Consider the following 12,513-nt stretch of genomic DNA (forward strand, 5'->3'; position numbering starts at 1 on the left):
GTGTTAATACCCTCCACGGTGGTACAGATGGCTTTTTCTCGAAAGTTTGGGATGCTAAACAATTAGATGGACAAAAATTAGAGTTGAGTTATGTTTCAAATGACGGCGAAGCAGGTTATCCAGGGAAATTAGATGTTAAGGTAACTTATACCTTAACTGATGATAATGCTTTGCAGATTGATTATTTAGCTACTACTGATAAAACGACTGTGGTAAATTTAACCAATCATGCTTATTTCAACCTAAATGGAGAGGGAAACAATACGATTTTAGATCACGAATTAACGATTGATGCAAATGCCTACACACCAGTAGACTCTACGCTTATTCCAACAGGTAAATTGCAGCCTGTAGCTGGAACAGCATTTGATTTCAACAAAGCGAAAACCATCGGRAAATCGATCGAAGAAAATGATCAGCAGTTAAAGTTCGGCAAAGGTTACGATCATAATTTTGTATTGACCCATCATGATGGCAAAACGGCTATTGCAACCGTTAAAAGTCCTGTTACAGGAATAACAATGGAAGTTTATACCACCGAGCCAGGCTTACAGTTTTATAGCGGCAACTTTTTAACAGGCGCTGATAAAGACGGTAAAGGTGGGAAATCATATCCTCACCGTTCAGCTTTCTGCTTAGAAACACAACATTTTCCTGATGCGCCAAATCATGCAAATTTTGCATCAACAGTGCTTAAACCGGGCGAAACATATAAAACGAGTACTACTTATAAGTTTTTGAAATAACGTTAACGGGTTGCATCATAAATATAGAATTGTCATCCTGAGCTTGTCGAAGGACCTATCATAATGCCGTTACGGCGTTTCGACAGGCTCAACGTGACAAATTTCTAGAGAAACTATGTTTATGATACAACCTCTTATTTTACTCCAAATTCGGCTTTAAGGGTTTAATAACCGATCAGGAAATTGTGTGATTTTCTCAATGGTTAATTGTTGCATGATCTGGTATAAGTGAGTTTTGAACATATTGATGGTATGATCGCCTCCTTCATTACCTAAAGCGCCAACTCCATACATAAAAGGCCGGCCCATAAAGTTGAATTCAGATCCAACGGCATGTGCTCTTGCTAAATCAACACCTGAACGGATACCGCCATCTAACATGATCTTCAATTTTGATTTGTATAGTGGATTGTTCGCCAATTTGATCAGTGAATTGATTGAGGATTCGCCTGCATCAATTTGTCTGCCGCCATGATTGGAAACAATCACACCATCGGCACCGATTTGGATAGCAGCCTGCATATCTTCATCAGTCGCGATTCCCTTCAATACTAAAGGTCCTTTCCAAAGATCACGAATGGCAGAAACCTTTTCAATATCAACCTTACCGGTAAATGTTTTGTTCATGAACTGTCCAAGTTGCGACATATCCATTCCTTTTTCCATGTAAGGCTTTAAGGTAGCAAACGATGGAATTCCATGTTGTAGGGTTTTAATTCCCCATAACGGACGGGCAAAAGCCTGCAGGATATTATTGACTGACATTTTTGGTGGAATGGATAAGCCGCTCTTGATTTCTTTATATCGTAAACCAAATGCAGGCACATCTACCAGCACAACCAATACCGGGCATTCAACGCCTTTTAAGCGATTTAAGATGTCATCCCTCAGGCTATTCTCCGTAGGGTGGTACAATTGAAACCATGCTTTTCCTTCAGATACTTCGGCAATTCGTTCGATACTACTGGTGGATACGGTGMTTAATGTATAAGGAATATCGGCTTTAGCGGCGGCCTTAGCTAAAATTTCGGGAGCATTAGGCCACATCAAACCTTGCAAACCAATAGGAGATACCCCAAATGGAGCACTGTAACGACGGCCAAATAATTCGACCGACATGTCGATATCTCCACCAACGCGTAAGTAATTCGGTTTAAGGTAGATATTGTCGAAGTCGCTCTCATTTCTCGATAAATTAAGCCCCTCATTACAACCACCCTCCAGGTAGTCAAAAGCAAATTTAGGAATCCTTGACTTTGCCTTTTTTCTTAAGTCGGCTACAGAAGGGAATTGAGGATTGTAAGGGAATGTAATCTTTTTACTCATATTTAATATTGTATTGGTCAGATCTATTTCAAAAAGCGAAAACTAATATTTTATATTATAATTCCCGTCCTGCTCTATCTGCTTTTTTTAATTCTAGTTAAGGATTTTTGCGTAGGGTTTTGATGTGTCATTCTGAACGAAGTGAAGAATCCTTTGCAAATAAATCACCATCAAAAAGATCCTTCATTGCATTCAGGATGACAAATAGGTCAAAATTATGTTGTTAAACTCCGTAAAACGCAGTTGCATTATCATTAAAAATCAATTTCTGTTCTGCTGAGGAAAATTGTTGCGCATACTTATAAACTAAATTAAACCAATCCTGATACGGTCTGCTGAGCAGCATTACCGGCCAATCGCTACCGTACATTACCCTTTCAGGACCAAAATGTTCGAATACCACATCAAAGCAATTAAAAAGCTCTTTTTCTGTCCAGTTTTTCCAGTCTGCTTCAGTAAGTAAACCGGATACCTTGCAAAGTACATTTGGATTTGAAGCCAATACTTTAATATTTTCAGACCAAGATTTTATCTCCTGACTTTTAACATCCGGTTTGCCACAATGATCCAATACAAATGGTTGATCGGGGATTTGATCAACCATTTGTATGATAGCTGCTAATTGATCGTGATAGCACAATAAATCGTAAGTGTAATTGTATTTTTTTAAAAGATTAACGCCAGCAATAAACTTTTTATTCAGGATAAAATCTGCGTTTTCAGCTTGTAAAATATGTCGCCAGCCCTTAATCTTCTTGAAATTACTCCAATAAGTTAAACGTTCGTCTAAATTCGGATCGAGTAAATCTACCCATCCAACAATCCCTTTTACAATTTCATTTTGCGCTGCCAGCGATAACAAAAACTGGTTTTCCTCTTCCGATTGGCTAGCCTGCACAGCTATACATCCCGTGATTTGATGATCGTTATAAACCCCTATAAGATCTTTCGGAGAAAAATCATTACGGATGGCAAACATATCTTCATTTATACAGCTATCTCTAACCGGATCGAAATTCCAAAAATGTACGTGTGTATCAATCATAAAAAAAGCAATTTAAAGTTTAAAGATCTGATCCATCAAGATCCATTTTTCTCCTGGTTTCGAACCTGGTAGTGCCTGCTGGAATTTCCACATCAAATTTTCCCATTCCTGCACTTTTGGATTGGCTAAATCGGCTTTCGATTTTTCCTCAAAAGAAAAGCTTTCATTCACTTCCATAATCATAAATAGCCTGTTTCCTAATAAATAGATTTCCAGATCATCAATTCCAGAAGAAATAATACTTTCTTTAATTTCAGGCCAAATCGATTGATGATACTGCTTATACGCTTCTATAAGCTTTTCATCGTTTACAAGATCGAGTGTTAAACAGTATCTTTTCATATTAGTTTCCGCTGTAGGCTTTAACAGTTTGCTTGCTCGAGCCTAAGCCATCAATACCCAATTCTACCACATCACCAGCTTTTAAATACCAAGGTTCAGGTTTTTGACCTAAACCTACGCCTGCCGGTGTTCCCGTCGTAATTACATCTCCTGGTAAAAGTGTCATAAACTGGCTGATGTAAGCAATCATAAACGGAACATTAAAAATCAGGTTTGAGGTATTACCATCCTGCAGGGTTTTTCCGTTTACCGTTAACCAAAGGCGAAGATTGTGCACATCGGCAATTTCATCCTGGGTAGCAATAAATGGTCCGATAGGTGCGAAGGTATCGCAGCTTTTTCCCTTTACCCATTGTCCGTTTCTTTCAATCTGGAACTCGCGCTCGCTATAATCGTTATGCAAAACATAACCAGCAATGTGGTCTAAAGCATTTTCTTCAGCAACATAGCTCGCTTTTTTACCAATCACAATGGCCAATTCCACTTCCCAGTCGGTTTTTTTACTGTTTTTTGGAATAATCAGGTCATCGTTAGGTCCAACAATTGCTGAAGTAGCTTTGAAAAACAAAATGGGCTCTGAAGGGATAGGAGCATTGGTTTCTGCTGCGTGGTCTTTATAGTTTAAGCCCACACAGATAATTTTTGAAGGACGGGCTAAAGCAGGACCAAGGCGTACACCTTTATCAACCTGTGGTAAATCAGCCGATGCAATAGCAGCCTTTAATTGCGCTAAACCATCACCACCAAAAAATTCTTCATTATAATCTCTAACCAATGCAGAAACATCGAAATAATTATCGTTTATAATTACCCCAGGTTTTTCAGCTCCGGTTTCGCCAAATCGTATTAATTTCATTATAAAATGCTTTATTGTATTTGAAAATATTTATTAATTGTTTAAGGTAGTAAATCCACCGTCAATTGGGTAATCGCAGCCTGTAATAAATGAAGCTTCATCGCTACATAGGTATAAAGCCAGGGCACCAACCTCTTCTGGTTTGGCCATTCTGCCGATAGGCTGCGTTTTAGAAAGTTTTTCGAACATTTCAGGGATATTATCCGGGTAGTTTTTCTGTAAGAAACCATCCACGAAGGGCGTATGAACCCGTGCAGGCGAAATAGAGTTACACCTGATGTTTTCACCAATATAATCTTTCGCCACACTCATGGTAATTGCTTTTACCGCACCTTTTGCCGCACTATAAACAAAACGATCTGGAAGACCAACTAATGCCGCAATTGAGGCCATATTGATAATTACACCTCCGCCAGACAAACGGATTTGTGGGACAGCTGCATGCAAACAGTTATAAACACCTTTTACGTTTACGCGCATAACACGGTCAAAATCAGCTTCTTCTGTAGTATCAGCTTTGCCAATATGTGCAATACCTGCGTTATTAATCAGGATATTGATATTTCCGATCTGCTTAAAAACTTCGTGAACTGCATTATGGTCTGAAACATCACATCCATAACTGAATGCTGATCCACCATTTGTTTTAATTTCATCTAAAGTATCCTGGGCGTGTTCAGTCCCCAGTTCGATGATGTGCACCTCAGCGCCCTGTTTAGCTAAAATAGTTGCAATAGCTCTTCCTATGCCGCTTCCCCCGCCTGTAACTACGGCTTTTTTGTTTTTTAGTGAAAACATGTATATGATTATAAATTATAATTGATTAGAATACGAATACAAATAAAATAAATATTCTTGATTAAAAATTTTATCTTCTTGCCTAAATATTAACAGATATTGTCATATGTTATTCCGGCTATTCCAATAGCCTTACCTTGCATAAATTTTACAAAGCCATTCGGTATTATTACTTATATTTGAATAATATATTTATATTTAAATATAGTATTAACCAAATATCACATAAAAAACCTGTTAAAATAGGTTTTGTTATTAGAGCCAATTTGAATGAGAAATTTTCTGATTTTTATTTCCTGTTATTTTTTAGCTGTACCATTTTCTAACGCTACTGAGCGCGCGCAAAAAACAATTGTAATTTCTACAGAAAATCATATTCGTGTGCGTTTTGGCGCAGAAAAATTGTTAAAAGCTTTAGTTAAATTAAATTATTCGACCAAAATCGAACAAAAGAATAAACTTACCGCAAATAACAATGTTATTGCAATTGGTGTGTTTTCTGATAAACTTTTTATCAATCACCTTCCGCTAGAAATCAAGAATAAAATCTCAGTTGCTAAAAAAGAAGGCTTTCATATCTACACGGGGAAAAACGGGCTGCTTTATGTAATTGGCAACGATGCATCCGGTGCTTTATATGGCTGTATAGAATTGGCCGATCAGATCAGCAGCACGGGTAAATTACCTATACGGATAGCACTTTCCGATCAACCTGAAATGGTATTAAGAGGTACCTGTATCGGTCTGCAGAAACCAGATTACCTGCCAGGCCATGATGTTTATGAATATCCTTATACCCCTGAAACTTTCCCCTGGCTTTATGATAAAGCTTTATGGATTAAGTACCTGGATATGATGGTCGAAAACCGCTATAACTCACTTTATCTATGGAATGGGCACCCTTTTTCGTCGCTACTGCGCTTAAAAGATTATCCTTATGCAGTAGAGGTAGATGATGCTACTTTAAAAAAGAACGAAGAAATCTTCCAGTTTTTAACGAAAGAAGCTGACAAACGTGGCATTTGGGTGATCCAGATGTTTTATAATATTATTATTCCTAAACCATTTGCAGATAAACATGGCCTGAAAACACAAGATCGGAACCGTCCGATTATTCCTTTAATTGCCGATTATACCCGAAAATCGATTTCATCCTTTGTAGAGAAGTACCCAAACGTTGGTTTAATGGTGGCTTTGGGTGAGGCAATGGAGGGTGTTGGTCAAGATGATATTGATTGGTTTACCAAAACGATTATTCCCGGGGTGAAAGATGGATTAAAAGCAGCCGGCATTAAGGAAGAACCCCCGATTGTACTGCGTGCACATGATACCGACGCACCAAGTGTGATGAAAGCAGCGCTGCCCTTTTATAAAAATCTATATACCGAAAATAAGTTTAATGGTGAGGCTTTAACTACTTATACCCCGCGTGGGGCATGGGCAGATCTAAACAGGAAATTAGCTGCTATTGGTACGATCAATATCTCTAACGTGCATATTTTAGCCAATTTAGAGCCTTTTCGCTACGGTTCGGCAGACTTTATCCAGAAATCAGTTCAGGCGATGAACAAGATTTATGGTGCAAAAGGCTTGCATTTATATCCTCAAGCCAGCTATTGGGATTGGCCTTATTCGGCTGATGAGGTAAAAGGAAGGTTATTGGAGGTAGACCGCGATTGGATCTGGTACAAGGAATGGGCAAGATATTCGTGGAATTCGCAGAGAGACCGTAGTGAAGAAATTAACTATTGGGGAAATGAGCTGGCTAATAAATATGGTGCTAATTTAACTGGAGGTAAAGCTATTCTGAATGCCTATGAAGAATCGGGTGAGATATCACCCAAACTTTTGCGCAGGTATGGCATTACCGATGGTAACCGACAAACGTTAACCCTGGGCATGCTGATGACTCAGCTCATTAATCCGTTCCGTTATGGGTTGTTTACATTAATGTACGAATCGGAAGCCCCAGAAGGCGAAATGATTATCGAATACGCCGAAAAAGAATGGAAGAAACAAGGCCATATTGGTGAAACCCCGGTTCAGGTGGCACGCGAAGTGGTTGAACATGGCAAAAAAGCCATTCAATCTATTAATGAGGCTGCACCCAGTATAACAAAAGATACTGCAGAGTTTAAGCGGCTTAGAAATGATATCTATTGTTATGATGAAATGGCTAATTTTTATGCTGAGAAAGTTAAGGCAGCCCTGTGGATATTGCGGTATAAAAATTCGAACCAGGTAGCTGATTTAGAGCAGGCATTGCCTTTTCTCCAAAAAAGCGTAGATCATTATGCTAAACTGGTTAAATTGACTGAACACAGTTACCTGTATGCCAATAGTATGCAAACCAAACAGCGGAAAATCCCGATGCGTGGTGTGGATAAAACCTTTATCCATTGGAAAGAGATGCTACCGGTTTTCGCCAAAGAGCTCAATCATTTTAAAAGAAGTATCGATTCTCTGAAATCAATAAAACAGGGAACGGTAACTGCAATTGTGCCTTACAAAGCTGCTGATGTTAAAGTCTTAAATGAAACAGAAAGTTATGTGATAGCCAAAGATGCACCACTTTTCGCAGATACTGCAATTAAGATTAAAGAAGTTGCAGCGCAGTTGGTGGGTTTAAGGGGGATTAAGCTGACAAAGGAAAAGCAAATTAAAATTGGAACAGAAATTAGATTCAGCACCAAAGCACCTGTAAAATTGCTGATAGGCTTTTTTAATCAGAAAGATCCTCAATATCTTGCTCCTCCACAGCTGGAAACAGATGCGAGTGCCAATAACTATGGTCAGTCTGAAATCAAGATATCGAATGCATTGGTGCCTTATGGTTTTCCACCGGTAAATGTTCATGCTTATTCTTTCCCTGCAGGAACACATACTTTAAATTTAGGTAAAGGGGCCTGCCTGGTTTTAGGGTTTATTGATGACAAACAGGAACTGCGGATTTTTAATGCAGGTTTAGATGGTAGAGGAAAAGACATCGATTGGTTATTTGAATAATGATGAATACAATAAATTTAATTGCAACAGCAGCATTGTCGGTATTGACAATCACAGGCTTTGCACAACAGAAATCAATTCTGGGTACCGAAAAGCTGAAGAAATATGTTACTTATTTCAATTCTATCGACACCGAGGCGGTAAAAAACCATGTGCCCAATGCCGAAGCCTTTACATGKTTAGCTGAGCAGGTACCTTTATTCGAATGCCCAGATTCGGTATTGGAGCAAAACTATTATTACCGCTGGTGGACTTACCGCAAACACCTGGTTAAAACGCCTGATGGTTTTATATTCACTGAATTTATCGAACCGGTTAAACATGCAGGGAAATATAATTCCATTAGCTGCGCATTAGGTCACCATATTTACGAGGGCAGGTGGTTAAAGGATAATAGCTATTTAAAAGATTACATCAAATTCTGGCTTTACCATGCCGATGTTGGCCAAACGAAACAACGTTTCCATCAATTTAGCAGCTGGGTTGATGATGCTGTTTATCAGAATTATCTGGTACAACCCGATCAAGAATTTTTGAAGGAAATTTTGCCAGCGCTGGATAAAGATTACGCCAAATGGGAAGCTGAAAGACAGCTTAAAAACGGCCTGTTCTGGCAACATGATGTTAAGGATGGCATGGAAGAATCGATTAGCGGATCGCGAAAAGACCAGAATCAACGACCAACCATAAACAGTTATATGTATGGCAATGCAATGGCTTTGGATAAAATTGCAGTTCTGTTAGGTGATAAAACCTTAGCTGAYAAATACAAAAATAAAGCAATTGCGCTTAAAAAACTGGTTCAGGATAGTTTGTGGAATGCTTCTTCTTTGTTTTTTGAAACAAGAAAAGCCAAAGGAGGTTCATCTGATGTTAGAGAGGCCATCGGTTTTACGCCATGGGAATTTAACTTGCCGGATGATCAGTCAAATTATGCAAAAGCCTGGGATCAGTTATTGGATACTGCTGGATTTAAAGCACCCTGGGGCTTAACCACGGCTGAAAGAAGAAACCCAACATTTAGAACAAGGGGAACAGGGCACAGTTGCGAATGGGATGGAGCACTTTGGCCGTTTGCCAGCTCACAAACTTTAAAAGGATTGGCAAATCTACTCACGAATTATAAAAAAAATGGTAAAATGAATGCCGAAGTCTTTTACCGGGAACTGCACCAGTATGCTGCTTCTCATGTCAAAAATGGAAAACCTTACATCGGTGAGTATCAGGATGAAAAAATAGGTGAATGGTTAAAAGGTGATAATCCACGGAGCAGTTTTTACAATCACTCTACATTTAATGATCTAATCATCAACGATCTGATCGGAATAAAACCACGTCAGGATAATGTGCTTGAGATTTTTCCATTAATCCCTAAAAACCAGTGGGATTGGTTCATGTTAGATCAAGTTTCGTATCACCATAAAACGTTAACCATTTTGTGGGATAAAACCGGAAAAAAATACAATAAAGGCAAAGGATTATTGGTATTTGCAGATGGTAAAGAAATTTATAAAGGAAAGGATTTAAAGCCTTTAAAAGTGCAGATGAATTAAAGAATATGGTCGAAGGATATGGGGCATTAGTTCAGTTAAACATCCATTTGAAGTTGCCTATAGATATTTTTAACCTCTCGTCGTCACCCTGAATTTATTTCAGGGTCTCTTTGCATGACAGATGCTGAAATGAATTCAGCATGACGCGACTATTAAATAACGAAAACAAATGAAATACATTTTCAAAAGCTTATTTTTCCTAATTGTAATAGCTAATTGCTTAACTGCAAAAGCCCAGTCTTATTACAACGTAGTTAAATACGGCGCTAAAAACGACAGCAGTAAACTGGCTACAACAGCGATCAAAAATGCGATAGAAGCGGCATCAAAAGCGGGTGGTGGAACCGTTTATTTTCCTGCGGGAAAATACCTAACTGGCTCGATTCATTTAAAAAGTAACATTACTATATTGATTGATGCCGGTGCCGAATTGCATTTCAGCGATAACTTTGACGATTATTTACCCATGGTGAAAAGCCGTTACGAAGGAGTTGATGTAACCAGTTTTTCGCCTTTGTTTTATGCCTATAAAGCAGAGAATATCTCGATTATTGGTAGGGGAATTATCGATGGACATGGCAAAAAATGGTGGGATTTTGTAGAAGGTTATAAGGAAGGGCAAGCGCGATCGAAATGGCAAACCACATTTGATGGCTTGAACAAGGATATTATTTTGCCAGATGATCCTAAGCAGATGAAACGCGGTTTTCTTCGTCCGCCGTTTATACAACCGATGTTCTGTAAAAATGTGCTGATAGATGGGATAACCATCCGCAATTCGCCTTTTTGGACCATAAATCCCGAGTTCTGTGAAAACGTTAAGGTTCATGCCGTTACCATCAACAATCCCCATTCGCCAAATACAGACGGCATTAATCCTGAATCTTGTAAAAATGTGCACATTTCAGATTGCCACATCAGTGTGGGCGATGACTGTATTACCATCAAATCGGGCAAAGATGCGCCTGGACGAAAAATGGCTGTTCCTGCAGAAAATTATGTGATTACAAATTGTACCATGTTATCAGGTCATGGCGGAGTGGTTATCGGCAGTGAAATGTCGGGCAATGTACGTAAAATAGCCATCTCGAACTGTGTCTTCGACGGAACAGATAGGGGAATCCGCATTAAAACAGCCCGTGGCAGGGGTGGTGTGGTTGAAGAAATTAGGGTGAGTAACATCATCATGAAAAACATTAAAGATCAGGCGATTGTGCTCGATATGCAATACGCCAAAACAAATGTAGAGCCCGTTTCTGATCGTACACCGATTTTTAGGAATATCCATTTCAGCAATATCACCGGTCAGGTTAACCAGGCAGGTTATTTAAATGGCTTAGAAGAAATGCCTATCGATAATATTACCTTCAATGATATTAATATGGACGCCAAAACTGGTTTTTCTATTCAAAATTCCAGTAATATTGAGTTTCATAACGTAACCGTGAACACCGAATTAGGTGCATCGATAAAGGCATTAAAGGTGAATAATTTAATTGTTGATGGTTTAAAAAGTAATAAACCTCATGCCAATGCTGCTGTAATTGATATCACCAATGTATCTGATCTGTTTCTGTACAATGCTTTCCCAACGAAAGAAACGGTTACTTATTTGAAATTAAGCGGGGCCGAGACTAAAAATATATTCTTAGGAAATAATAATTTTAGACGTGTGAAAGAGGCTGTTAAAAAAGAAAAAGAAGTAAGCAGTAACATCGAAATTATTTCAGGCGATAAAGGACAATAATATGAGGTTTAAACTTTTATTAAGTACATCATTTTTAATATTGGCGGCTCATTTTTGCAGCTTTGCACAAGAAAACAACCATACGTTATGGTACAATAAAGCTGCAGAAAAGTGGACGGATGCCTTGCCAATCGGAAACGGTAGATTAGGCGCCATGATTTTCGCCGGAGCGGCTGTAGATCATATCCAATTTAACGAGGAAACCGTTTGGACAGGCAAACCAAGGGATTATAACCGGAAAGGAGCTTACCAATATCTGCCTGAGATCAGGAAATTACTTTTTGAAGGAAAACAGGCAGCAGCAGAAGCTTTGGCACAAGAACATTTTATGAGCTTGCAAAGTACATCGGGTGACAGAAAAATTTGGGTAAATGAAATGAAAGCCGGAAAAGGCATTCAAGGCAATCCTGCTTTGGCAAATTTTGATGATCAGCTTTGGAAAACGATTAAAGTGCCTTCCTATGAGGGTTGGGAAACTGTAGGATTGGCCAATCTGGATGGCGCGGTTTGGTTCAGAACCACTTTTGAAGTGCCCGAAAACTGGGTTGGAAAAGATCTTGTACTCGATCTTAATCGCATCCGTGATCAGGATTTTACTTATATAAACGGTGAATTGGTCGGTAATACTGATAATACGGAGCCAAGAAAATATACTATTCCTGTAAAGCTGATTAAAAAGGGTAAAAATGTAATTGCCATTCAGGTACTCAACTACTTCGATAAAGGCGGATTGGCTGGTTATAAAGACACCACAAAAAAGATTGGCATTTATCCTATTGGAAGCAGTGTAGAACAGGGCATCTCCTTACATAAAGAGTGGAAATATAAAATTCAGGACGAAGATCCACCTGCCGTTCCACAATATCAGGGCAGTTATCAGCCTTTTGGTGATTTGAATTTGTATTTCAAGCAGACCAAATCGATTGTATCTAATTACAAAAGATCTTTAGATATCACTACTGCCGTTGCGAAAACCACTTATACTTTAAATGGCGTAAACTATGTGCGTGAGTATTTTGCTAGCCAGCCGAATCAAGCTGTTGTAATCCATTTAACGGCCGATAAAAAGGCATCCATTAGTTTCGATGCTGAAC

10 protein-coding genes are annotated in these 12,513 nt (G+C 38.8%); 5 read left to right on the forward strand and 5 right to left on the reverse strand.

The genetic code is table 11. From position 1 onward, the window contains the following. Nucleotides 1-746, forward strand: a 746-nt coding sequence (locus tag AC1DPQ_RS04780) for an aldose epimerase family protein (RefSeq protein WP_477608172.1), incomplete at its 5' end; no start/stop codon positions are given. A gap of 156 nt (nucleotides 747-902) precedes the next feature. On the opposite strand, the gene AC1DPQ_RS04785 is transcribed toward AC1DPQ_RS04780, so the two are convergent. The 5 genes from AC1DPQ_RS04785 to AC1DPQ_RS04805 form a co-directional block, all read right to left on the reverse strand. After that, a complete protein-coding gene (locus AC1DPQ_RS04785) occupies nucleotides 903-2,072 on the reverse strand; it encodes an alpha-hydroxy acid oxidase (protein WP_477608174.1) in 1,170 nt (389 codons plus the stop codon). Between the two features lie 223 nt (nucleotides 2,073-2,295). Further along, nucleotides 2,296-3,117, reverse strand: coding sequence for an amidohydrolase family protein (locus AC1DPQ_RS04790; RefSeq protein WP_477608176.1), 822 nt, complete (start codon nucleotides 3,115-3,117; stop codon nucleotides 2,296-2,298). 12 nt (nucleotides 3,118-3,129) lie between these two features. Then, on the reverse strand, nucleotides 3,130-3,459 hold the full coding sequence (locus tag AC1DPQ_RS04795; RefSeq protein ID WP_477608178.1) for an L-rhamnose mutarotase: 330 nt from the start codon (nucleotides 3,457-3,459) through the stop codon (nucleotides 3,130-3,132). A gap of 1 nt (nucleotide 3,460) precedes the next feature. Further along, on the reverse strand, nucleotides 3,461-4,315 hold the full coding sequence (locus tag AC1DPQ_RS04800) for a fumarylacetoacetate hydrolase family protein (RefSeq protein WP_477608180.1): 855 nt from the start codon (nucleotides 4,313-4,315) through the stop codon (nucleotides 3,461-3,463). A 33-nt stretch (nucleotides 4,316-4,348) separates the two neighbouring features. After that, nucleotides 4,349-5,113 (reverse strand): SDR family NAD(P)-dependent oxidoreductase, encoded by a 765-nt coding sequence (locus AC1DPQ_RS04805; RefSeq protein ID WP_477583814.1) that lies wholly within the window; start codon nucleotides 5,111-5,113, stop codon nucleotides 4,349-4,351. Between the two features lie 270 nt (nucleotides 5,114-5,383). On the opposite strand from AC1DPQ_RS04805, the gene AC1DPQ_RS04810 reads away from it, so the two are divergent. From AC1DPQ_RS04810 to AC1DPQ_RS04825, 4 genes are all read left to right on the forward strand, one after another. Next, nucleotides 5,384-8,119, forward strand: a complete 2,736-nt coding sequence (locus AC1DPQ_RS04810) for an alpha-d-galacturonidase (RefSeq protein WP_477583816.1) — start codon at nucleotides 5,384-5,386, stop codon at nucleotides 8,117-8,119. Further along, nucleotides 8,119-9,672, forward strand: a complete 1,554-nt coding sequence (locus tag AC1DPQ_RS04815; protein ID WP_477608182.1) for an MGH1-like glycoside hydrolase domain-containing protein — start codon at nucleotides 8,119-8,121, stop codon at nucleotides 9,670-9,672. The genes AC1DPQ_RS04810 and AC1DPQ_RS04815 overlap by 1 nt, the downstream gene beginning before the upstream one ends. Before the next feature lie 169 nt (nucleotides 9,673-9,841). Next, entirely contained in the window at nucleotides 9,842-11,419 is a 1,578-nt protein-coding gene (locus AC1DPQ_RS04820) for a glycoside hydrolase family 28 protein (protein WP_477608184.1), read from the forward strand. A gap of 1 nt (nucleotide 11,420) precedes the next feature. Further along, nucleotides 11,421-12,513, forward strand: a 1,093-nt coding sequence (locus AC1DPQ_RS04825; RefSeq protein ID WP_477608186.1) for a glycoside hydrolase N-terminal domain-containing protein, incomplete at its 3' end; no start/stop codon positions are given.

The organism is Pedobacter sp. 01T416_2 (assembly GCF_056398925.1).

What these genes read in the sequence shown, in the direction of transcription:
- AC1DPQ_RS04800 (WP_477608180.1), bottom strand. Translation starts at nt 4,315, where the DNA reads ATGAAATTAATACGATTTGGCGAAACCGGAGCTGAAAAACCTGGGGTA.
- AC1DPQ_RS04805 (WP_477583814.1), bottom strand. Translation starts at nt 5,113, where the DNA reads ATGTTTTCACTAAAAAACAAAAAAGCCGTAGTTACAGGCGGGGGAAGC.
- AC1DPQ_RS04810 (WP_477583816.1), top strand. Translation starts at nt 5,384, where the DNA reads ATGAGAAATTTTCTGATTTTTATTTCCTGTTATTTTTTAGCTGTACCA.
- AC1DPQ_RS04795 (WP_477608178.1), bottom strand. Translation starts at nt 3,459, where the DNA reads ATGAAAAGATACTGTTTAACACTCGATCTTGTAAACGATGAAAAGCTT.
- AC1DPQ_RS04790 (WP_477608176.1), bottom strand. Translation starts at nt 3,117, where the DNA reads ATGATTGATACACACGTACATTTTTGGAATTTCGATCCGGTTAGAGAT.
- AC1DPQ_RS04820 (WP_477608184.1), top strand. Translation starts at nt 9,842, where the DNA reads ATGAAATACATTTTCAAAAGCTTATTTTTCCTAATTGTAATAGCTAAT.